We start from the raw sequence: 20,960 nt of genomic DNA on the forward strand, positions 1-20,960 counted from the left end.
TGGCTTATAAGAGTTAAATCAAATAAAATGCATCTTAGAAACATACATCGTAAAGGATATAATTTTGATGAGTTAGTTGAAAATCATAATCCATTAGAACGTTTTGTGTTTACTAATGAATACAAAACCAAAACCATTGATTTTAATAAACCAGACGCTGTATTTCATTTAAATAAAGCCTTATTAAAAACATATTATCAGATTACAGATTGGCGTATACCAAAGGGTTATTTATGTTCTCCAATTCCTGGAAGAGCAGATTATATACACCAAATAGCAGACTTACTTCAGGTGCAAGACTCTAAGGACTATATTACTGGTCTTGATATTGGTGTTGGTGCCAATTGTATTTATCCTATTTTAGGTAGTAAAATTTATGGATGGAAAATGGTTGGATCTGACATACAATTAGAAGCTGTTGAAGCTGCAAAAAACAATATTAGCTTAACCAATAACCTAAAAGATTCCATAGAAATAAGGCATCAATCTAATCCAGCTAATATTTTTGAAGGGATAATCCAACCCAATGAACATTATCATTTTACGATGTGTAATCCTCCATTCCATGCATCTAAAGAAGAAGCTTTAAAAGGCACAAAGTTAAAATTGAAGAATCTTAAAAAGGATGGAGCTACATCACTTAATTTTGGTGGTCAAGCCAATGAACTGTGGTGTAATGGTGGCGAAGCCTTATTTATAAAACGAATGATTAAACAAAGTAAGGATTTTAAAAATCAAGTAGATTGGTTTACAAGTTTGGTTTCAAAAAAAGAGCATTTACCTAAATTACAGAAACAGTTAGTAAAGCTAAATTCAACTTATAAAATAATTGAAATGTTTCAAGGAAACAAGAAAAGTCGCATTCTAGCTTGGTCTTTTAAAGATAATTAATAAGAAAGGCTTAGTGAATAAGCAATTTATTTGTTTCACTTTGATTAGCTGAAGTTATTTTAACCAAATACATTCCAGAGCTAAGAGCTTCTAATTGAATATTGTTTTTTCCAAAAGAAAGTGGTTGACTAATAATAACTTGCCCTTTAATTGAATAAATATCTAAACTTGCTAGTTGCGTATCTATGGTTACAGAAACCATATTTGTTGCAGGGTTTGGAAACATATTAAATCCAAATTTAGGCTCTTCTTCTACTGTCAAAGCTTCACAATCAGATTCATTTTCAACAAATGCACTAGCATCATCAATTAACCATGTTTCTAAATAACTTGCTTCTGCATCATCAACAAAAATACAGTTTAGATTTGAGTTTTCTGTCATTGTAAATTCAGAAATATGACTGTTGTTTCCATTTCTAAAATCTACACTAGATAAATTATTTTTATCAAATTTTATCCATCTTAAATCTAAATTATTTGATATATCTAAAGTTGATATATTGTTATCGCTAGCAAAAATCAATAACAAATCTGAAAGATTGGTTAAGTCTATTTCTGTTAAATGATTGTTACTAAAAAACAATCGTTTTAAATTTGAATTATTACTTAAATCTAAATCTGTAAGATTATTATCCCTGCAATCAAAATAATTCAAATCAGAATTGTTTAGAAGGTTTAATTCCGTAAAGTTATTTGAACTACAGGACAAAGTTCTCAATATCGTATTTTGACTAAGATCTAAATTGCTTAAATTATTAAAATTTATAAAAACATGTTTTAACAGTGTATTATTAGTTAAGTCTATTACACTTAAGTTATTAGAGTAACAACCTAAATATTCTAACTGTAAATTATTTGTTACATCTAATGAAATTAAGTTATTTAAATCAACTGATAAATTTTCTAAATATGGATTATTGTATAGATTGATAGTGGTGAGTTGATTTGAACTCAAACTCAATAATTCCAACTTAACATTAGATGAAACATTTATCGTATTTAGTTGATTATCGTTTGCATTTAATTCCTCTAATTGAATATTATTTGATATATCTATTGAGTTTAGATTATTCTTAGAACAATCAAGTGTTTTCAAATTCGAAAAAGCTTCAATACCTGTAAGATTTTGAATAAAATTTTCGCTAACATCTAAATTAAGTACTGAATCAGCGTCACTATTTAGTATATTACCATTTAAACCGTTAGTATCTATATTTAAATTTACAAGTGCTTGTTCAAAATTAGAATCTAGAATATTTGTTGTTTGAGAGTAACTTTGGCAATGAAAAAAAACACTTATAAAAAGTGTTAATATAAAGATACGTTTATATATGCTTTTTGATGTAGGTTGCATATTTTGGTTTGTTTTTGGTTTTAATAATAGCTTACTGATTATAAATGTATTGTTTTATTAAAAGGCAATTACATTTTATCGTTATTGGTTTAATTTATTCGATAACTTGTTGTTTTTTACTTTAATATAAATTTTCAATGCATGATATTTAATTAGTTAAAAACATTTAAAAAATGCTCTTAATTAACTTATTGAATTGTATTTTTGCTCCTTAAATAAACTTTATGCTTACATTATTAAACCTCTTCAGAATTATTGCCTTTTTAGAAGGTGTTTCTTATATTTTATTATTATTTATTGCCACTCCAATTAAATATTTTGGAAACGATCCTCAATATGTAAAGTTGTTAGGTATGCCACATGGATTGCTTTTTATAGCTTATATTATTTTAGCCATAATACTTGGGTCTAAATTAAAATGGAAAACTAAAACCTTATTGTTTATTTTAGCAGCTTCTATTATTCCTTTTGGAACTTTTTATATTGAAAAAGTATATTTAAAACAAGCTTCATAATGCAAGAGTTTCAGTGTTATTTTCATGATTATTTTGTGTCTTTCGGTATTTCTGAAATTGCTGCAAAATATTTAAACATGTTATGTTTGTTACTAATCTTATTGGTGATAATTTACATAACCGATTTTATAACTAGAAAATTATTAGTAAATGCATTTATTAGTTTTTCAAAAAAATCTAAAAATAGTTTAGATGATTTATTAGTCAATCATAAAGCACCAAGAAACTTAGCACATATAGTTCCATTAATTATTACCATTAAAGTATTTCCTATTGTTTTCTACGATTTTCCTCATTTTGAAGGTTACATTGTTGTCTTACTAAAAGTTTATGGAATTATTCTATCTGTATGGATTATACGTAGTATTTTAAAAACATTTGAATCTTATTTTAAAACCTTACCAAGATTAAAAGACAAGCCAATTGACAGCTATATACAAGTAGCTATGTTATTTATATGGATTATTGGTGTTGCTGCCTGTTTAGCAGTTGTTATTGATTTATCTTTTATAAAATTCTTTACGACTCTTGGTGCAGCTTCTGCTGTATTATTATTGATTTTTAAAGATACTATTTTAGGATTTGTAGCTAGTATTCAAGTGGCTGTTAATGACACTGTTAGAATTGGAGATTGGATAACCATGGAAAAATATGGTGCAGATGGAGATGTTATTGAAATTAATCTGTCAACGGTTCAGGTACAAAATTTCGATATGACTATTACTAGCATTCCAACATATGCTTTAATTTCAGATTCTTTTAAAAACTGGAGAGGCATGCAAGCTTCAGGAGGAAGACGTATTAAACGAGCAATTGTTTTGAAAGCCAAAAGTGTTCACTATTTATCTGATGAAAGTATTAATCAATTAATGAAAATTCAATTAATAACTGATTATTTAGAGCATCGTCAAAAAGATATTATCTCATTTAACAAATCCAATAACATTGACAAATCTGTATTGATTAATGGAAGAAATATGACCAATTTAGGTGTGTTTAGAAAATACATGTTATCATATATTCAAAACCATTCTGCTGTAAATAAAGATATGTCAATTATGGTAAGACAATTAGAGCCAACACCTCATGGGTTTCCTTTAGAAATCTATGCTTTTAGTAGTGATAAGCGTTGGGAAAATTACGAATATATTATGGCAGACATTTTCGATCATGCCATTGCTGCAGTATCTTATTTCGATTTAGAATTGTTTGAGTATCCTACAGAATATCCAAATCTAACTACGTAGTTTTATTTAATCTATCTTTTACGTATTCCAGTCTTTTTTTACCATGAGGTGCTGGTTTTCCATCATCGTCTAGATTTACCATAATAATTTTATCTACAGTTAAAATTGTTTCCCTAGTCATTTTATTTCTGGCTATACAATTAAGTGTAATAGAGGTTATTCCAAATTTTGTTACTTCCATTCCAAGTTCAACAATATCTCCTTGTTTAGCAGAACTGTTGAAATTTATTTCAGAAATAAACTTGGTAACTATTTTAGAATTTTCCAGTTGAATATTTGCATATAAAGCAGCTTCTTCGTCAATCCAAGCTAATAAACGACCTCCAAATAAAGTACCATTTGGATTTAAATCTTCGGGTTTAACCCATTTTCGTGTGTGAAATCTCATCATAATAACTTTATGTTTAGCTTTTATTCAAAGATACTTAATATTAAAACTAATCTTATAAAATCAGTATCTCTAAGTTAAATAAAGTCAATTTTCTCTTTATTGTTAATAACACTGTTAATATTGATTATGGTTCGAGTTCAAATACGAAGTCATTATTAATAAATTTAAACAAACTTACTAAAATGAACAGATCTAAAGACTTATTAGAGTGTCGGCCACAAATCTCATCAGCATTATTTTTTGATTCCATGAGCGATGATGAACGCTTTCAAAATGCCACATTAAGACCCGTAATTAAATTACAATCTAATTTATTTATTGAAGTTTTTAAAAACTATGTAAACAAGCATAAAAATGTCTTTTTAGATTTATCTATAGAAAAACAAATAGATTATATTGAAAATGCTATTCATAAAGACATGAAATTTAGAAACTCTTTAAAAGGAATGGTTATTGGACAATTTACTGTTGAAGAATATCAAATTTATATTACAAATTCTTCAGCTTTAAATAAACGAATGATGAACTTAGTAAAAGAAAAATTAATTAGTAATATTCAAGTTTTTCATTCTATCTTTGCATAAGATATGAACTTGAAAGAACAGTTGTTACAAGCTTGCTATAGCTATGTAAACAAACGCATTGCTAGCTATAAAGACGAATTAGAAACTATTAAAGAATCTATTGAGAGTAACGATAAAAGCAATGACGAAGGAGATGATTCTGGTAACGGAAAATTGTATAACGATTTAGAATTGAATGCGCAATATTTAAGTGATGCCACTAAAATGTTGGATACATTAAAACTTATAAATTCTAAAACGGTTAATACTCATGTTGCTTTAGGAAGTTTGGTAAGAACAACTTCTAATAATTATTATATCTCCATAAGTGTTGGGAAAATTGAAATAGATAATGAAATTTATTTTGGTATTTCCTTACTCTCACCTATAGGCCAATTACTTAAAAACAAAACAGTAGGAGAAAGTATTATTTTTAATAATACTACAATAACAATTACTGAAATTATATAATAGACTCTCCATTTAAATTAGTAGTAAGCACGTCGCTCATATAATTAAAAAACGGTCTAATTGCCTTAAAAGATTTATTTACATCTTCTAAAAACGTATCAGATAAAACCTCCTTATCTGTATATTTCTTAGTAAAAATGTATTGTTTTTTTCTAATTAAGTCTATTGCTGGATGATCTTTATCAAAATCTCTTGGAGCTGTTTTTAATTCATCTCCAACAAATTCTCCCCAAATATTTTTAAAAGATTTATTTGAAACTATTTTTCTGATTTCAGAATCATCCATTTCAAATTCTTTTCGAATTCTGTATAAGTCGTCTTTATTTGGTTCCCAGAAACCAGTTGCAATAAAAGATTCGTTATTTGGCGCTATATGTAAATAATAACCACCTCTTAACTCAGGTTTCTTTCTATGAAAAGAACCTCCAAAATGCGTTTTGTATGGTAGTTTGTTTTTTGAAAACCTAACGTCTCGATAAATTCTGAATATTTTAAGCTTATCAACATCATCATGTGTTTTTAATAATTCAAAAAGTGAATTGTAACATGCTTTTGTCTGCATTTCTACTTCTTTAAATTCTGCTTTGTTTTCATTAAACCAATCGCGATTGTTATTTTTTTCTAACTTTTTAAGAAAATCTAATGTTTTGTTTGGTATCGAGTAAGTCATTTATTTGATAAAGTTTAAATTTAAAAATACAAAGAACATATTAGTTTTCTACAAAATAAAAGTTAATTAAGGACTCTTACTAGATATTTTCAAACTCAATTTTATTAAGAATTAATCCTGAAGCTGGAGCAATATAATCCATTACTTCAATGCTGTCTGACGCCAAAGAAGCCTCAATATATTCTAATGTGATATCGCCTCTACCTAGTTTTATTAAAGCTCCCATCATTAATCGAATTTGGTTTCTCATAAAACCTTGACCTCTAACTCGAAGTAAATAAGAAGTCTCTGGGAAAAAATTGGCAGTAAAAATATTATTTTCAACAATTTCGCAAGTAAGAATTTCTCTTTCATAAATACCATTGTCTGTTGCTTTATAGCAATAGGTTTTAAAATTATGAAACCCTTCAAATAGCTTTGCTCCTTGCTTCATTAGTTTAATATCTAATTCTTCCAGAATGGTTGTCATTATTGGTGCACAAAACGGATGATGCTTTTGTCCATGAGCAAAAACATAAAGGTATTCTTTAATTTTTGCGTGATTTATTATATTAAATACTTCATCTACTTCTACTACAGAAAGAGCACGAATGTCTTGAGGTAGATTATGATTAAACAGTTCTAAGAATATTTTTAAATCCTCTATAGGTTCAAAAACAAACAACTCGAAAGCTGCTTCTTGTGCAGATACCATAGCATCAGTTCTTCCTGAACCCAATGTTTTAAATCGTTTTCCTTCAAAAATATAATTTAAGGTTCTGTCTATCATTAAATGAACCGTTTTTAAATTAGGCTGTTTTTGCCAACCATGAAAACGGTATCCTAAATATTGAACCTTTAAAACGTAGAAATGTTTTTTATTAAACACGAAGTTTTTATTTGAGGGTTGAAAAATAAGTCATTTTAAGCAACTGCCAAATTTTTTATACCTTGTAATTGTATTAACCACTAAAACATTAATTAATTATGACTGACATTTCAACAAATAAACCACCTATTTGGTTTTGGGTAATAGCTGTTGTTGCATTAGTTTGGAATCTTATGGGAGTAATGGCCTATATTGGACAAGCTTATATGACAGAAGCTGAATTGAATGCTTTACCTGAAGTAGAACAAGCATTATATGCTAATTATCCTGCTTGGGCAACTGCTGCTTTTGCAATAGCAGTTTTTGGAGGTGCAATAGCTTCTATAGCTTTGTTACTAAGAAAAAAATTAGCAAAAACACTTTTTTTAATTTCTTTAATTGGAATTATTGTTCAAATGATTTACAATTTCTTTATTAGTGAAGCCATGGATGTCTATGGTCCTGGTGGTATGATTATGCCAGTAATGATAATTATTATTGGTGTTTACCTTGTAATGTTAGCTAAAAAAAGTATTTCGAATAATTGGATTTCATAAACAGTTTTTAAATGATAAAAAAGGCATTAAAAGATATTTCTAATGCCTTTTTTTTAATTCATTTATAACATTTTGAAGTTTGAATCCTTTTGCCTGGAGTAAAATTAAATAGTGAAACAGTAAATCTGCACATTCATTAATAAAAAAAGTATCATTATCATCTTTTGTTTCAATAACAACTTCTACTGCCTCCTCTCCTACTTTTTGAGCTATTTTATTTATACCATCTTCAAACAAAGATGCCACATAAGAATCTTTTGAAGTAGAATTTTCTCTTCTATCTTTTATTATGTTTTCTAGCAGAAATAAAAAACCAAACGCTTCAATATTATTTTCATTCCAACAGGTGTCTGATCCTTTATGACAAATTGGTCCTTTTGGATTGACTTTAACAAGCAGTGTATCTTTATCACAATCTAATTTTATATCAACTAAAGTCAGATAATTTCCGCTTTCTTCCCCTTTTGTCCATAAACGTTGTTTACTTCTGCTGTAAAAAGTTACTTTTTTAGTTTCATAGGTTTTGATTAATGCTGCCTCATTCATATAACCTAACATCAAAACATTTTTTGTTTGTGCATCTTGAATGATGGCTGGAACGAGTCCATTATTTTTTTTGTAGTCTATATTCATTTTTTTAATTATTATGTGAAGCTGAAATATGTTCAGAAAAACAACTTTAAAGTCGTACAGGAATATTTTTATTTTTTAGTTTATTCTTTACATCCTTAATTGTTATTTCACCAAAATGAAACACACTAGCAGCTAAGGCTGCATCAGATTTCCCTAAGGTAAAAGCATCTACAAAATGTTGAATTGTTCCTGCGCCACCTGAAGCAATAATTGGAATATTTAGTTCTTTGGAAAGTTTATTTAAGGCATGATTGGCAAAGCCATTTTTAGTGCCATCATTATTCATTGATGTAAATAATATTTCTCCTGCACCACGTTTTTCAGCCTCTTTTGACCAATCGAATAAATCTAGTTCTGTTGGAATACTTCCTCCTGCAAGATGTACAATCCACCGACCATTTATAAGCTTTGCATCTATAGCTACTACAATACATTGACTGCCAAATTTACTAGATAATTCGTTAATTAAATCTGGCCGTTTTATTGCAGAAGAGTTAATGGATATTTTATCTGCACCACATTTTAAAAGTGCATCTACGTCTTCAATAGATGTAATACCACCTCCAACAGTAAATGGAATATTTACTTGTTTAGCGACCTTCAAAACCATATCTAACATGGTTTTTCTACCTTCAAGTGTTGCTGAAATATCTAAAAAAACAAGTTCGTCTGCGCCATTCTCAGCGTACATTTTAGCCAATTCTATTGGATTTCCGGCATCTCTTAAATCAATAAAATTTACTCCTTTTACTGTCCGACCATCTTTAATATCTAAACATGGAATAATTCGTTTTGTAAGCATTTTAAAAATGAGTTTCTAAATCCTTTAGTTTAATATTTCCTTCGTACAAAGCTTTTCCAATAATTACAGCTTCACAACCTATGTCTTCAAGCGAATTAATATCATCTATGCTAGAAACACCACCAGAAGCGATTAATTTAATTGATTGTCCGTTGCTATTAGAACAAGAATCAATAATGTTTTTATATAACTCGATTGAAGGACCTTCTAGCATTCCATCTTTAGAAATATCCGTACAAATAACATATTGAACACTCTTTTTTTGATAATTTTGGATAAATGGAATAACTTCTAGTGAGCTATATTCCTGCCAACCACTTATAGCTATTTTTCCATTCTTACAATCTGCTCCAAGAATTATTTTTGTTCCTCCATATTTTTCTAGCCAACCTACAAAAGTTTTTGAATTGCTAACAGCAGCACTACCTCCTGTAATTTGCTTGGCTCCAGAATTAAATGCAATATGCAGATCTTCGTCTTCTCTTATTCCACCGCCAAAATCAATTTTTAAATTGGTTTTTGAGGCTATTTGTTCCAACACTTTATAATTAACAATTTTTTTTGCTTTTGCTCCATCTAAATCTACTAAATGTAAATACTGAATTCCAGCTGCTTCAAATTGTTTAGCCACTTCTATAGGACTTTCGTTATATATTTTTTTTGTGCTGTAATCTCCTTTGGTTAGTCTAACGCACTTTCCGTCAATGATATCTATTGCTGGTATAATTCTCATGTTATAATTCTAAAAAATTCTTTAATAATTGCTCTCCAGCATAACTACTCTTTTCTGGATGAAATTGAACTCCATAAAAGTTGTTTTTTTGTAAAGCAGATGAATAGATTTGGTTGTAATTAGTAGTAGCTATTGCTTCTTTGCAGTTTTCTGCATAATAACTATGTACAAGATACATATATTCATTTTCAGAAATACCATTAAAAAGCTTAGATTTTAAATTAGTTATAGAATTCCATCCAATTTGTGGCACTTTTACCTGATTTGAAAATCGTTTTACAGAAACATTAAAGACTCCCAATCCATTTGTATTGCCTTCTTCAGTGTCGTTGCAAAGTAATTGCATTCCTAAACAAATTCCCAATACTGGTTGTGTAAGTTGTGGTATAATAATATCTAAACCACTTCCTTGAAGCATTTTTATAGCGCTTTTTGCCTGACCTACTCCAGGAAAAATCACTTTATCTGCTTTTAATATTTCTTCTGGCTTATTAGATAAAATAGCATTCATACCTAAACGTTTAAATGCAAATTGAATGCTTTTAATGTTTCCTGCTCCATAATTTATAATTACAAGTTTCATATATTTTTATTTTTGATACTCTCCTACAAACACTAAGTGATATAATATTAATTGATTCTATAAAACACCTTTTGTTGATGGTAAAATCAATTTGTCCATATCGCGTTTTATTGCCATTTTAATAGCTTTTGCAAAAGCTTTAAAAATAGCTTCGATTTTATGGTGTTCATTAGTTCCTTCTGCTTTAATGTTTAAGTTGCATTTTGCGCCATCTGTAAAGGATTTAAAAAAGTGCATAAACATTTCAGTTGGCATTTTTCCTATCATTTCGCGATTAAATTCTGCATCCCAAACCAACCAGTTTCTGCCACCAAAATCAATGGCTACTTGTGCTAAACAATCGTCCATAGGTAAACTAAATCCATAGCGTTCAATACCTAATTTATCTCTTAATGTAGTTGCAAAAAGTTCACCTAAGGCAATCGCTGTATCTTCTATGGTATGGTGTTCATCCACTTCTAAATCACCAACAACTTTAATATCTAAATCTAATTGTCCGTGTCTAGCTATTTGATCTAACATATGATCGAAAAAGGCAATACCAGTATCTATGCTACTTTGTCCTTTTCCATCTAGGTTTAGATTGATTTTAATCTTAGTTTCATTAGTGTTTCTTTCAATTGAACCTGTTCTTACTTCTACTTTTAAAAAGGTATAAATCTTTTTCCAATCGTTGGTTTCTAAAGCAATAATACTATTTAACTCTTCGCGTTTAACGGTAATTTCATTTGTTCCTAGGTTGGTATTGTCATTAATAAAAATGCCCTTAGAACCTAAGTTTTTTGCTAATTCAACATCGGTTAATCGATCTCCTATAACGTATGAGTTTTTTAAATCATAATCTTCAGAAAAATATTGAATTAATAAACCTGTATTTGGTTTTCTAGTTGGAGCATTCTCATTAGCAAATGTTTTATCAATAAATTGCTCTTTAAACTCGATACCTTCTGCTTGAAATGTTTTAATGATAAAATTATGAACTGGCCAAAACGTGTTTTCAGGAAACGTATTTGTTCCTAAACCATCTTGATTGGTAACCATAACTATTTCGAAATCCAACTCTTTGGTTATCCTACTTAAATATTGAAATACATTTGGGTAAAACTCTACTTTATCGAATGAATCTATTTGCTCATCTGGTGTTTCTTTTATTAGTGTTCCATCTCTATCTATAAAAAGTACTTTCTTCATTGTATGGCTTTTAAAGTGTTTATTAATCTTGTGTTTTCAGCTTTAGTTCCTAGGGTTAAACGCAAACAGTTTTTACAACCTAACTGATTGGTTCTATTGCGAATTACAATGCCTTTTTCTATGAATTGTTGATACCTAAAATTTGCATCGTCTACTTTAACAAGTATGAAATTAGCATCTGAATGATAGATTTTAGATATAAAGGAAATGGCTTGTAATTCAATAATTAGATTCTCTCTTTCAGCTTTGATTTGTTGAATTTCAAAAGCTACTTCTTTTCTATTTTTTAATCTATCTAAAACCGACTGTTGTGTCAAACTATTCACATTATAAGGTGGTTTTATTTTATTCAACACTGAAATAATTTCTGTTGATGCGTAACCAATTCCCAATCTAATTCCAGCCAGACCATAAGCCTTTGAAAAGGTTTGTGTAATGATTAGGTTTGGGAACTCATCTAACTTATTTAACCAGCTTTTCTGTTCCGAAAAATCTATATAGGCTTCATCTAAAACGACAATTCCTTGAAAATTTTTAAGTAATTTTTCAACATCAGAAACTGCAAAACAATTACCAGACGGATTATTTGGTGAGCATAAAAACAAAATTTTTGCGTTTGTGACCTCCAATATTTTGTCTATTCGAGGCTGAAAAGTGTTAGATAAAGGCACTTCTACAACTTCAACAGCATTAATATTCGCTAACACTTGATACATACCATAAGTTGGTGGTAAGGTTATAACCCTATCTTTATTTGGTTCGCAAAAAGCGCGAAATATTAAATCGAGTATTTCATCACTTCCATTCCCTAAAAGCATGTTATTAGTAGAGAGGTTTTTAATTTTTGAAAGTTCAGATTTTACTTGAGATTGCTGAGGATCTGGATAACGATTCACACCATTATCAAACGGATTCTCATTGGCGTCTAAAAACAGCTTGTTGTTTAAACCATCCTGATATTCATCTCTTGCAGATGCATAAGGTTTCAATTCTTTTACGTTATTTCTTACTAGCTCTAAAATCTTCATGATAACAAGTCTTTTAATCTTATTGAAACGGCATTTTTATGAGCTTGTAAGCCTTCAGCTTCTGCCATTAATTCAATTGTTTTGCCAATGTTTTTTAAACCTATCTTTGATATCTTTTGAAAGGTGATACTCTTAGTAAAACTATCTAGATTTACTCCTGAGTATGCTTTACTAAATCCGTTTGTTGGCAATGTGTGATTGGTTCCAGACGCATAATCGCCAGCACTTTCTGGTGTGTAATTCCCAATAAAAACAGAGCCTGCATTTTTAAGATTATCCTTATAATAATCTTCGTTTTCTGTACTAATAATGAAGTGCTCTGGAGCATAATCGTTAATTAAATCCATAGCATCAGCCTTATCTTCTATAAAAATAAATTTGGAATTGGAAATGGCCTCTTCTGCAATCTCTTTCCTTGGCAACTCTTTAAGTTGTTTTACTATTTCAACCTCTACTTGGCTAATAAGGTTTTTTGAAGTTGACACCAAAATTACTTGACTATCTAAACCATGTTCAGCTTGACTTAACAAATCTGATGCTACATAGCTTGCATTAGCAGAATCATCTGCTACTACTAATAATTCGCTTGGTCCTGCAGGCATATCGATAGCTACTCCAAATTTTGTGGCCAATTGCTTTGCTACAGTTACAAACTGGTTTCCTGGTCCAAATATTTTATAGACTTGAGGTATGGATTTAGTTCCAAAAGTTAAACCTGCAATAGCTTGAATACCTCCTACTTTAAAAATCTTTGTTACACCACAAAGTTTGGCTGTGTATAGAATTTCGTTTGCAATCTTACCTTCATTATTTGGTGGCGTACATAACACGATTTCTTTGCAACCTGCAATTTTAGATGGAACTACCAACATTAATACAGTTGAAAACAAAGGAGCAGTACCTCCAGGAATATACAACCCAATTTTTTCTATAGGTCTTTTTTCTTGCCAACAAATAACCCCTTTTGATGTTTCAACTTTTACTTTATCTGTTTTTTGAGCTTGGTGAAATTTTTCAATATTTGATTTAGCAAGTTTAATAGCACTTTTCAATTCATTTGAAACTAGATTTGAAGCCATTTCAATTTCTTCGGCAGAAACAATATTAGATTGCAAAGTTACACCATCAAAAAGTTCGGTGTATTTGCTAATAGCATCATTTCCATGTCGCTTTACATCTTCAAAAATTTGATTAACTGTAGACTCAATATTTTTAACTTTTTGTGTTGGCCTTTGCAATAAGGATGACCAATCTTCTCTTTTAGGATTTATAATTGTTTTCATATTACCATATTTTCAATTGGGCCCACTAGTATTCCTTGGGCACCTTGTAGTTTTAATTCATCAATAATTTCCCAAAAATCGTTTTTGTTGATGACTGAATGTAAAGAACTCCAACCCTCTTCTGCTAGAGGTAAAATTGTTGGACTCTTCATTCCAGGGAGCACTTTAATAATATCTGGAATTCTATCATTAGGAGCATTTAAAAGAACATATTTTGATTGTCTTCCTTTTAAAACCGATTGAAACCGAAATTTCAATTTGCTCAATATAATCTGGTTTTTAGGAAAAATTAATGGTGACACGGCTAAAACAGCTTCGGAATGCAAAAGCACTTCAACTTCTTTTAAGTTGTTTTTAAATAAGGTACTTCCACTAGATACAATGTCTACAATAGCATCTGCTAAACCAATATTTGGAGCAATTTCTACAGAACCGTTTATGATATGAAGGTTCGCATCAATCTTATTTTCATCCAAAAACCGATTGACTGTATTTGGATATGACGTAGCAATGCGCTTACCTTGTAAATCCTGAATAGATTTATATTTTGTAGATTTTGGAACTGCTATTGAAACTTTACAGCTAGAGAAACCTAATTTTTCTGCAATTGAAATATCATTTCCTTTCTCAATTAATACATTTTCTCCAATAATGGCAGCATCTACAACACCATCTCTTAGATATTGAGGAATGTCTCCATTTCGTAAATAGAAAACTTCAATAGGAAAATTTTTAGCTGAAGCTTTTAGTTGGCCTCTACCATTATCTATTGAAATTCCTACATCTTTTAGGAGTTTCATGGAGTCGTCGTGAAGACGACCAGATTTTTGAACGGCAATTTTTAATTTACTCATTATTTGATTAAATATGTTTGAGTAAATCCTTTGGATATAAATTTCTGTTTTTTAAAAACAAAAAACCCGTTTGATCTACTCAAACGGGTTTTTAAATATGTTGATTTTATTCAATACATTTTCAGCTCGCTTGAGTGCCAGAATGAAAATGATGATGATGTAATTGAATAAAAGCCATGTTTCTATTTTGTGAGTACAAATATTGTAAATAATTAATTACAATTCCTAAATAAATATTATTTTTTATTGATTACCTAGTATTAAAGGCATTCCAGAGTCTCCAGAACCAATAACAATTACCTTAGTATTAGGAGATTCAGATAATTTAATGGTAGCGTCAATACCTTTATCTTGTAAGATTTTATCTGTAAGGGAAGCACTTAAAATTCTGTTTGATTCTGCTTTACCTTCAGCTTCTATAATTACTTTTTCAGCTTCTTTAGCTGCTGTAACTAGTCTAAACTCATATTCTAAAGATTCCTGCTCTTGCTTTAACTTACGTTCAATTGCGTCTTTAATAGTTGGTGGTAACGTAACATCTCTAACTAAAACTTCGTTTAACTGAATGTATTGATCTTCAACAATATTTTTAGTTTCTTCAAAAATCTCTTGTTGTATTGCATCTCGTTTACTAGAATATAATTGCTCTGGTGTATAACGACCTACAACACTTCTAGCTGCAGAACGAATGGCTGGTAACAGAACACGCTCTTTATACATTTCACTTTTCTCTTGGTGCAATTTCCCTAAGCTATTAAAATCTGGCTGAAACCAAATTGATGCTTCTAATTTAATATCTAAACCATTAGAAGATAATACATTCATTTTTTCAAGAATCTCTTGTTGTCTCACTTCGTATACAAACACTTTGTTCCAAGGAGCAACAATATGAAACCCCTCGCCTAATGGAGGCGCATCTGTAACCACACCATTATCGAAGGTTTTATATAATACACCAGCTTCTCCAGAGCCAATAGTTACAGCAGATTTTGCTAATAAAATAATTAGTACAATTGCAATTATAATTGTTGGCAATGCTATTTTAGGTAATTTTTCCATAGTTATTTTTTATATTAATCCGTTATATTTTCTAATAAACCACTCAGCAGATAAGCACAAGACTATTAATGCTAGAAGGTATTTCCAATCTATCAAAGGTACGATATTTTTAATGCTTTTCTGGATTGGTTTATATCTCTTATCTTCTAATATTTCATTAATTAATTCATTACTATTAGCAGCAAAAAAACTATTTCCATTACTGTTAACAGCTATTTGCTGTAGTTTTTTATAATCTGCATTTAAAAACTGTTGTTCAATATTATAATCTAAGATTTTAAAACTACCAGATTTTGATAAATTTTCGGAAATAGATTTTACTAAAAAGTCAAATTCTGAAGCTGGTAAACTACTTAAATCAACTTGATAATAATTCCCTTTAAGTATTAAAGGAAATGTATTTGACTCCTTACTAACTCTATCTATTGTTGTTATGGAAAGTGTTTCGTTTGAATCAAATTCATAATTCTTATTAAAATATTGAGCTTTTAAAAATACATTCGTGTTTCCTTCATAAACAGTTTCATATTCTAAACTTATTCTACTTTTCTGTTTGTTAGAAGCCAAATATTGAACCAACTTTCCAATAAAATTATCGAATTGATTAAACGATTTAGCATTCAAATAGCTTTGTGCACGCCATTGCCAAATATTTTCTCCTAATAGGATAGCTTCTCTCCTATTATCTTTGTCAATGGTTGCCAATAAAGTGTTTTCAGTTGAAAGACTTCCTACTTTTTTATATAAAATTGAATTAAAAGGAACTTTAAATTTAATATCTCCAAAATTTGATTTTAAAGGAGGAAAAGATTCAAATTCTAAATTTTCAACAATAAAATCTGAAAAGCCAGTATTTAAAATAGGCTGATAATATTCAGTTTGATTATTTAAATCATGTGTGTAATTTAAATCTAAACTATTAAGGAAATTCCAATTAGTATTAACTCCAGTTATTAAAAGACTATTTGCACCAGACGTTTTAATATAATCAAAAACACCCTTAAAGTTATTAGTTGGCTGATATAATATAACTAATTGAAAATCATTAGATTTGCTTAAATATTCAACTGGATTTAATATGCTAACCTGACGTTGTTCGTTAGCTTCAATACTCTTTTTTAAAGCTCCTAAATCTGGATGAATATAATCTGATATTAAAGCTACATTTGTTTTCTGATCGATTACTTCTACAGCAAATTCTTTAGAATTATTAATTGTATTTTTCTCATTTTCAATAGGAACTAATGACGCTTTATAAGTACGAATACCAACTTGATTTGTTGGTAAATATAAATTTATAATTCTAGAGTTATTGTCTTTTGAAAAACTAACATTTTCTTTATAAACTACAGTGTTTCCAATACTTATATTAAATTCTGTTTGAATTGATTCCTCTTCTCCTTGATACACTAAAATAGCTTCAACTGGGAATTTATTTTTCAAATAAGCATATTTATTAACGTTTAGTTGCTGAATCTTTACGTCTGCATAAACCGTTGAATCGCCTAGAATAACAGAATATATTGGCTGTTTATATTTTGAAGCAGCAAAATAATAATCACTACCAATGGTTTGATTACCATCTGAAATTAATATTGTTGGAGAAACTGTTTGTTTATAGACTTGGTTTAATTCGCCAAACACTTTGTCTAAATTTGTTTGTTGTTCATTAAAACCTAAGGAATCGATAGGATTCAATTGATTTCCAAACGAGTATACGTTAATATTAAACTTATCTGTTAATTGATTATTAGATTTTAATGAGTTTAATACAGAGAGCGCATTTTCTTTTTGATTTAAATATGTTATTGATCCTGAGTTATCTATAGCGATATTTAGATTAGGTTTTTCTGTATAAATTGTATGACTCTCAAGTTTAGGATTAACAAACAATAACAATATTGAGAATATAGAGACAAACCTTAAAAAAGCTAAAAACATATTAAGTCTGGACTTGCTTTTTGCTTTGTATAAATACTGAAAAAGCGCTAATAAAAGCGCTATGATTCCAGATAAAATGATATATAAAAGAGTTTCAGAACTCATTAATTAGTTTAAAATTATTTTTATTAATATGCTCTTTCTATGTTAGCATACCACCATCAACATTAATAGTTTGCCCTGTAACATAATCGCTCATATCGCTAGCTAAAAATACGCAAACATTGGCTATATCTTCAGGTGTCCCACCTCTTTTCAAAGGAATAGCATCTCTCCATCCTTTAACTGTGTTTTCATCTAATTTAGCAGTCATTTCTGTTTCAATAAATCCAGGAGCAATTACATTACTTCTAATGTTTCTTGAACCCAACTCTAATGCTACAGATTTAGAAAAACCAATAATTCCAGCTTTTGAAGCAGCATAGTTTGTTTGACCAGCATTTCCTTTTACACCAACTACAGAACTCATGTTAATGATAGATCCTTTGCGTTGTTTCAACATAGTACGTTGTACGGCTTTAGTCATATTAAAAACAGATTTCAAATTAACCTCAATAACTTGGTCAAAATCCTCTTCAGTAATTCGCATTAACAAATTATCTTTTGTAATTCCAGCATTATTAACTAAAATATCTATGGTTCCAAATTCTTCTACAACAGCATCAGCAAGTACTTGAGCTTCATTAAAATTTGCTGCATTACTTTTATATCCTTTGGCTTTTACACCAAGAGCATTTAATTCGTTTTCTAATTCATTAGCTGCTTCTACAGAAGAACTGTAAGTAAATGCTACATTAGCACCTTGTTGAGCAAAAACTTGTGCAATACCTTTACCTATTCCACGACTAGCTCCAGTTATAATAGCTGTTTTTCCTTCTAATAATTTCATATGTATAATTTTTGTCGCTAATTTAGATATGCTTAGAATTCTACATTTCTAAATATTGGTTGATTTCTAATTCAAATATAATGATAAGAAGTTGTATGAAATGAAAAAACCTCATAAAATTAAGATGAATTTATGAGGTTTAATACTATGTTATAAGAAATTTATCCTAAAACTTCTTTGACTTTTTTACCAATTTCAGCTGGAGAATCTACAACATGAATTCCACAAGCTCTCATAATTTTCTTTTTAGCTTGAGCTGTATCATCACTTCCACCAACAATTGCACCAGCATGACCCATTGTACGTCCTGCAGGAGCTGTTTCGCCAGCTATAAACCCAACAATAGGTTTCTTACTACCACTTGCTTTATACCAGTTTGCAGCATCTGCTTCTAATTGACCTCCAATTTCACCAATCATTACAACAGCTTCAGTTTCTGGATCATTTATTAATAATTCTACGGCTTCCTTAGTTGTTGTTCCAATAATTGGATCTCCACCAATACCAATAGCTGTAGTTATTCCTAATCCTTGTTTTACTACTTGATCAGCAGCTTCATAAGTTAAAGTTCCAGATTTAGAAACAATTCCTACTTTTCCTTTTTTGAAAACAAAACCTGGCATAATACCAACCTTAGCTTCACCTGGAGTAATAACTCCTGGACAGTTTGGACCAATTAACCTACAATCTCTATTTTTAATATAGTTTGCAGCTTTAATCATATCTCCAACAGGAATTCCTTCTGTAATGGTAATAATAACCTTAATTCCAGCATCAGCAGCTTCCATAATGGCATCTGCAGCAAAAGCTGGTGGTACAAAAATAATAGTTGTATCTGCTCCTGCTTTTTCTACTGCTTCTTGAACAGTATTAAAAACTGGTCTATCTAGATGTGTTTGTCCACCTTTTCCAGGTGTAACTCCACCAACTACATTTGTTCCATACTCTATCATTTGACTAGCATGAAATGTTCCTTCACTACCTGTAAAACCTTGAACAATTATTTTTGAATCTTTATTAACTAGAACGCTCATTGATGTTTAATTTTTTATGTTTTTAAAACGTGGCAAAAGTAAGTTTTTAACAGCTATTAATAAAGTTTTTTAAACTTTTATTTCTGAAAAAGAATTAGATTGAATAGCAGCATCATCTGCTGGAAGGCTTATTTGGTGTCCTTTAAACAGTTTTCCATCTTTAACTTGCCAAATACAAATGTAATGTGCTAAAGGAGTTTCTTCTTCTTCATTTTCGATAGTTCTCCCATAAACTGTATATCTAGTTGTTACAAAATCTGCTTCTTCTAAAAAATGACTATTTTCATACCTCAATGAGATATAATTTTCATTTATATTTTTAAAGAATGAATAAATATCTTCGAAATTCAATATTTTAAATCCTCTACTACTATTCCAATGTAATTCACAATCTTTATGAAAAAACTGATTAACAACATCCAGATTATTAACTAAATCTGACTGATAAAATTTTTTTAAGACTTCTTTAGGGCTCATTTATTTAATTTTTAATCTCTCTAATATTTCAGGAATCTTTCTAATTGCTGCAATTTCTTTATATTTTGATCTAAAATCATCTGCTGGAGTTCCAAAATAGCTTTTATTTCCATCCAGAGATTTACTTACACCTGATTGAGCAGAAATTACAGCTTTTTCGCCAATTGTTATTCCACTTGTAATACCAACTTGACCCCAAATAGTTACTTCATCTTCAATAATTACACAACCAGCAATACCTACTTGAGATGCAATAAGACATTTTTTTCCTATTACTGTATCGTGTCCAACTTGAATTTGATTATCTAATTTTGATCCTTCTCCAATTGTAGTATCTGCAGTCACACCTCTATCAATGGTACACAAGGCTCCAATATCTACGTAATCTTGTATAACAACACGTCCACCTGATTTTAATTGATCGAAGCCTTCAGGGCGTTTCTTATAATAAAATGCACTTGCTCCTAAAATTGAACCAGCATGTATAATGACATTATTACCAATAACAGTATCATCATAAATACTAACATTAGAATGAATGATGCAATTGTCTCCAATTACTACATTATTTCCAATAAAACAATTTGGTTGAATAATGGTGTCTTTACCAATTTTGGCTGATGGTGAAATGGCTGAATTTGATGAAACAAATGGTTTAAAATGTTGTGTAAGCTTATTGAAATCCCGAAACGGATCGTTACTTATCAACAGAGCCTTACCTTCTGGACATGCTACTTCTTTATTAATTAACACTATTGTAGCTGCAGACTCTAATGCTTTATCGTAATATTTTGGATGGTCTACAAAAACAATATCTCCTGCTTCTACAACATGAATTTCGTTCATGCCTAGAACTTGAAAATTTGCATCGCCAATAAACTGACAATCAATTATTTCTGATATTTGCTTTAAAGTATGTGGATTAGGAAACTTCATATTTTCAGTTT

The 20,960-nt window shown here is 29.7% G+C and carries 24 protein-coding genes; 6 read left to right on the forward strand and 18 right to left on the reverse strand.

Going from position 1 to position 20,960, the window contains the following annotated elements; all coding sequences use genetic code 11:
* The first annotated feature begins 27 nt into the window (after nucleotides 1–27).
* Nucleotides 28–891: a 23S rRNA (adenine(1618)-N(6))-methyltransferase RlmF gene (gene rlmF / locus LX78_RS06280; protein ID WP_109681784.1), complete on the forward strand. Its 864-nt coding sequence runs from the start codon at nucleotides 28–30 to the stop codon at nucleotides 889–891.
* A gap of 10 nt (nucleotides 892–901) precedes the next feature.
* On the opposite strand, the gene LX78_RS06285 is transcribed toward rlmF, so the two are convergent.
* The gene (locus LX78_RS06285) at nucleotides 902–2,245 is read right to left on the reverse strand and encodes a T9SS type A sorting domain-containing protein (RefSeq protein ID WP_109681785.1); all 1,344 of its coding nucleotides are present in this window, start codon (nucleotides 2,243–2,245) and stop codon (nucleotides 902–904) included.
* A gap of 224 nt (nucleotides 2,246–2,469) precedes the next feature.
* Here LX78_RS06285 and LX78_RS06290 point away from each other — a divergent pair, with 224 nt between their 5' ends.
* A complete protein-coding gene (locus LX78_RS06290) occupies nucleotides 2,470–2,760 on the forward strand; it encodes a DUF3817 domain-containing protein (protein ID WP_109681786.1) in 291 nt (96 codons plus the stop codon).
* Nucleotides 2,760–4,007 carry a mechanosensitive ion channel family protein gene (locus tag LX78_RS06295; RefSeq protein WP_109681787.1) on the forward strand — a complete coding sequence of 416 codons (1,248 nt, stop codon included), beginning with the start codon at nucleotides 2,760–2,762 and terminating at the stop codon, nucleotides 4,005–4,007. The genes LX78_RS06290 and LX78_RS06295 overlap by 1 nt, the downstream gene beginning before the upstream one ends.
* On the opposite strand, the gene LX78_RS06300 is transcribed toward LX78_RS06295, so the two are convergent.
* A complete protein-coding gene (locus LX78_RS06300; RefSeq protein ID WP_109681788.1) occupies nucleotides 4,000–4,395 on the reverse strand; it encodes an acyl-CoA thioesterase in 396 nt (131 codons plus the stop codon). The genes LX78_RS06295 and LX78_RS06300 overlap by 8 nt on opposite strands.
* Nucleotides 4,396–4,580: 185 nt before the next feature.
* Here LX78_RS06300 and LX78_RS06305 point away from each other — a divergent pair, with 185 nt between their 5' ends.
* A complete protein-coding gene (locus tag LX78_RS06305; protein ID WP_109681789.1) occupies nucleotides 4,581–4,982 on the forward strand; it encodes a glyoxalase in 402 nt (133 codons plus the stop codon).
* Nucleotides 4,983–4,985: 3 nt separating this feature from the next.
* Nucleotides 4,986–5,432 carry a transcription elongation factor gene (locus tag LX78_RS06310; protein WP_109681790.1) on the forward strand — a complete coding sequence of 149 codons (447 nt, stop codon included), beginning with the start codon at nucleotides 4,986–4,988 and terminating at the stop codon, nucleotides 5,430–5,432.
* Here the strand turns inward: LX78_RS06310 and LX78_RS06315 are convergent.
* Both LX78_RS06315 and LX78_RS06320 read right to left on the reverse strand, forming a co-directional pair.
* Nucleotides 5,425–6,102, reverse strand: coding sequence for a DUF2461 domain-containing protein (locus tag LX78_RS06315; protein WP_109681791.1), 678 nt, complete (start codon nucleotides 6,100–6,102; stop codon nucleotides 5,425–5,427). The genes LX78_RS06310 and LX78_RS06315 overlap by 8 nt on opposite strands.
* A gap of 79 nt (nucleotides 6,103–6,181) precedes the next feature.
* Nucleotides 6,182–6,970, reverse strand: coding sequence for a tRNA pseudouridine synthase A (locus LX78_RS06320; RefSeq protein ID WP_109681792.1), 789 nt, complete (start codon nucleotides 6,968–6,970; stop codon nucleotides 6,182–6,184).
* Between the two features lie 98 nt (nucleotides 6,971–7,068).
* Here LX78_RS06320 and LX78_RS06325 point away from each other — a divergent pair, with 98 nt between their 5' ends.
* On the forward strand, nucleotides 7,069–7,506 hold the full coding sequence (locus LX78_RS06325) for a hypothetical protein (RefSeq protein WP_109681793.1): 438 nt from the start codon (nucleotides 7,069–7,071) through the stop codon (nucleotides 7,504–7,506).
* A 39-nt stretch (nucleotides 7,507–7,545) separates the two neighbouring features.
* On the opposite strand, the gene hisIE is transcribed toward LX78_RS06325, so the two are convergent.
* From hisIE to LX78_RS06395, 14 genes are all read right to left on the reverse strand, one after another.
* The gene (hisIE, locus tag LX78_RS06330; RefSeq protein ID WP_109681794.1) at nucleotides 7,546–8,139 is read right to left on the reverse strand and encodes a bifunctional phosphoribosyl-AMP cyclohydrolase/phosphoribosyl-ATP diphosphatase HisIE; all 594 of its coding nucleotides are present in this window, start codon (nucleotides 8,137–8,139) and stop codon (nucleotides 7,546–7,548) included.
* A 46-nt stretch (nucleotides 8,140–8,185) separates the two neighbouring features.
* Nucleotides 8,186–8,941, reverse strand: a complete 756-nt coding sequence (hisF, locus tag LX78_RS06335; protein ID WP_109681795.1) for an imidazole glycerol phosphate synthase subunit HisF — start codon at nucleotides 8,939–8,941, stop codon at nucleotides 8,186–8,188.
* A 1-nt stretch (nucleotide 8,942) separates the two neighbouring features.
* The gene (gene hisA / locus LX78_RS06340) at nucleotides 8,943–9,674 is read right to left on the reverse strand and encodes a 1-(5-phosphoribosyl)-5-[(5-phosphoribosylamino)methylideneamino]imidazole-4-carboxamide isomerase (protein ID WP_109681796.1); all 732 of its coding nucleotides are present in this window, start codon (nucleotides 9,672–9,674) and stop codon (nucleotides 8,943–8,945) included.
* Between the two features lies 1 nt (nucleotide 9,675).
* Nucleotides 9,676–10,257, reverse strand: a complete 582-nt coding sequence (hisH, locus tag LX78_RS06345) for an imidazole glycerol phosphate synthase subunit HisH (RefSeq protein WP_109681797.1) — start codon at nucleotides 10,255–10,257, stop codon at nucleotides 9,676–9,678.
* A gap of 57 nt (nucleotides 10,258–10,314) precedes the next feature.
* A complete protein-coding gene (hisB, locus tag LX78_RS06350; RefSeq protein ID WP_109681798.1) occupies nucleotides 10,315–11,448 on the reverse strand; it encodes a bifunctional histidinol-phosphatase/imidazoleglycerol-phosphate dehydratase HisB in 1,134 nt (377 codons plus the stop codon).
* On the reverse strand, nucleotides 11,445–12,476 hold the full coding sequence (hisC, locus tag LX78_RS06355) for a histidinol-phosphate transaminase (protein WP_109681799.1): 1,032 nt from the start codon (nucleotides 12,474–12,476) through the stop codon (nucleotides 11,445–11,447). Before hisC ends, hisB begins: the two co-directional genes overlap by 4 nt.
* The gene (gene hisD, locus LX78_RS06360) at nucleotides 12,473–13,759 is read right to left on the reverse strand and encodes a histidinol dehydrogenase (protein ID WP_109681800.1); all 1,287 of its coding nucleotides are present in this window, start codon (nucleotides 13,757–13,759) and stop codon (nucleotides 12,473–12,475) included. The genes hisC and hisD overlap by 4 nt, the downstream gene beginning before the upstream one ends.
* Nucleotides 13,756–14,613: an ATP phosphoribosyltransferase gene (gene hisG, locus LX78_RS06365; protein ID WP_109681801.1), complete on the reverse strand. Its 858-nt coding sequence runs from the start codon at nucleotides 14,611–14,613 to the stop codon at nucleotides 13,756–13,758. Before hisG ends, hisD begins: the two co-directional genes overlap by 4 nt.
* A 243-nt stretch (nucleotides 14,614–14,856) precedes the next feature.
* Nucleotides 14,857–15,672, reverse strand: coding sequence for a prohibitin family protein (locus LX78_RS06370; protein ID WP_109681802.1), 816 nt, complete (start codon nucleotides 15,670–15,672; stop codon nucleotides 14,857–14,859).
* Nucleotides 15,673–15,681: 9 nt separating this feature from the next.
* Nucleotides 15,682–17,718, reverse strand: a complete 2,037-nt coding sequence (locus LX78_RS06375) for a hypothetical protein (protein ID WP_109681803.1) — start codon at nucleotides 17,716–17,718, stop codon at nucleotides 15,682–15,684.
* Between the two features lie 37 nt (nucleotides 17,719–17,755).
* Complete coding sequence (gene fabG / locus LX78_RS06380; protein ID WP_109681804.1) at nucleotides 17,756–18,502, reverse strand: 3-oxoacyl-[acyl-carrier-protein] reductase; 747 nt, start codon at nucleotides 18,500–18,502, stop codon at nucleotides 17,756–17,758.
* A gap of 161 nt (nucleotides 18,503–18,663) precedes the next feature.
* On the reverse strand, nucleotides 18,664–19,536 hold the full coding sequence (gene sucD, locus LX78_RS06385; protein ID WP_109681805.1) for a succinate--CoA ligase subunit alpha: 873 nt from the start codon (nucleotides 19,534–19,536) through the stop codon (nucleotides 18,664–18,666).
* A 69-nt stretch (nucleotides 19,537–19,605) separates the two neighbouring features.
* A complete protein-coding gene (locus LX78_RS06390; protein WP_109681806.1) occupies nucleotides 19,606–20,013 on the reverse strand; it encodes a nuclear transport factor 2 family protein in 408 nt (135 codons plus the stop codon).
* Nucleotides 20,014–20,949: a UDP-3-O-(3-hydroxymyristoyl)glucosamine N-acyltransferase gene (locus tag LX78_RS06395; protein ID WP_109681807.1), complete on the reverse strand. Its 936-nt coding sequence runs from the start codon at nucleotides 20,947–20,949 to the stop codon at nucleotides 20,014–20,016.
* Nucleotides 20,950–20,960 lie beyond the last annotated feature (11 nt).

It is taken from the genome of Xanthomarina spongicola (assembly GCF_003148645.1).
Classification (GTDB): Bacteria; Bacteroidota; Bacteroidia; order Flavobacteriales; family Flavobacteriaceae; genus Xanthomarina; species Xanthomarina spongicola.

Excerpts from the sequence above, each read along its gene's own strand:
- hisH (WP_109681797.1), bottom strand. The coding sequence starts at position 10,257 with ATGAAACTTGTAATTATAAATTATGGAGCAGGAAACATTAAAAGCATT.
- LX78_RS06285 (WP_109681785.1), bottom strand. The coding sequence starts at position 2,245 with ATGCAACCTACATCAAAAAGCATATATAAACGTATCTTTATATTAACA.
- LX78_RS06295 (WP_109681787.1), top strand. The coding sequence starts at position 2,760 with ATGCAAGAGTTTCAGTGTTATTTTCATGATTATTTTGTGTCTTTCGGT.
- LX78_RS06395 (WP_109681807.1), bottom strand. The coding sequence starts at position 20,949 with ATGAAGTTTCCTAATCCACATACTTTAAAGCAAATATCAGAAATAATT.
- LX78_RS06390 (WP_109681806.1), bottom strand. The coding sequence starts at position 20,013 with ATGAGCCCTAAAGAAGTCTTAAAAAAATTTTATCAGTCAGATTTAGTT.
- LX78_RS06370 (WP_109681802.1), bottom strand. The coding sequence starts at position 15,672 with ATGGAAAAATTACCTAAAATAGCATTGCCAACAATTATAATTGCAATT.
- LX78_RS06310 (WP_109681790.1), top strand. The coding sequence starts at position 4,986 with ATGAACTTGAAAGAACAGTTGTTACAAGCTTGCTATAGCTATGTAAAC.
- hisF (WP_109681795.1), bottom strand. The coding sequence starts at position 8,941 with ATGCTTACAAAACGAATTATTCCATGTTTAGATATTAAAGATGGTCGG.
- fabG (WP_109681804.1), bottom strand. The coding sequence starts at position 18,502 with ATGAAATTATTAGAAGGAAAAACAGCTATTATAACTGGAGCTAGTCGT.
- sucD (WP_109681805.1), bottom strand. The coding sequence starts at position 19,536 with ATGAGCGTTCTAGTTAATAAAGATTCAAAAATAATTGTTCAAGGTTTT.
- LX78_RS06375 (WP_109681803.1), bottom strand. The coding sequence starts at position 17,718 with ATGAGTTCTGAAACTCTTTTATATATCATTTTATCTGGAATCATAGCG.
- rlmF (WP_109681784.1), top strand. The coding sequence starts at position 28 with ATGCATCTTAGAAACATACATCGTAAAGGATATAATTTTGATGAGTTA.
- hisC (WP_109681799.1), bottom strand. The coding sequence starts at position 12,476 with ATGAAGATTTTAGAGCTAGTAAGAAATAACGTAAAAGAATTGAAACCT.
- hisD (WP_109681800.1), bottom strand. The coding sequence starts at position 13,759 with ATGAAAACAATTATAAATCCTAAAAGAGAAGATTGGTCATCCTTATTG.
- LX78_RS06300 (WP_109681788.1), bottom strand. The coding sequence starts at position 4,395 with ATGAGATTTCACACACGAAAATGGGTTAAACCCGAAGATTTAAATCCA.
- hisA (WP_109681796.1), bottom strand. The coding sequence starts at position 9,674 with ATGAGAATTATACCAGCAATAGATATCATTGACGGAAAGTGCGTTAGA.
- LX78_RS06325 (WP_109681793.1), top strand. The coding sequence starts at position 7,069 with ATGACTGACATTTCAACAAATAAACCACCTATTTGGTTTTGGGTAATA.
- LX78_RS06315 (WP_109681791.1), bottom strand. The coding sequence starts at position 6,102 with ATGACTTACTCGATACCAAACAAAACATTAGATTTTCTTAAAAAGTTA.
- hisIE (WP_109681794.1), bottom strand. The coding sequence starts at position 8,139 with ATGAATATAGACTACAAAAAAAATAATGGACTCGTTCCAGCCATCATT.
- LX78_RS06305 (WP_109681789.1), top strand. The coding sequence starts at position 4,581 with ATGAACAGATCTAAAGACTTATTAGAGTGTCGGCCACAAATCTCATCA.
- LX78_RS06290 (WP_109681786.1), top strand. The coding sequence starts at position 2,470 with ATGCTTACATTATTAAACCTCTTCAGAATTATTGCCTTTTTAGAAGGT.
- hisB (WP_109681798.1), bottom strand. The coding sequence starts at position 11,448 with ATGAAGAAAGTACTTTTTATAGATAGAGATGGAACACTAATAAAAGAA.
- hisG (WP_109681801.1), bottom strand. The coding sequence starts at position 14,613 with ATGAGTAAATTAAAAATTGCCGTTCAAAAATCTGGTCGTCTTCACGAC.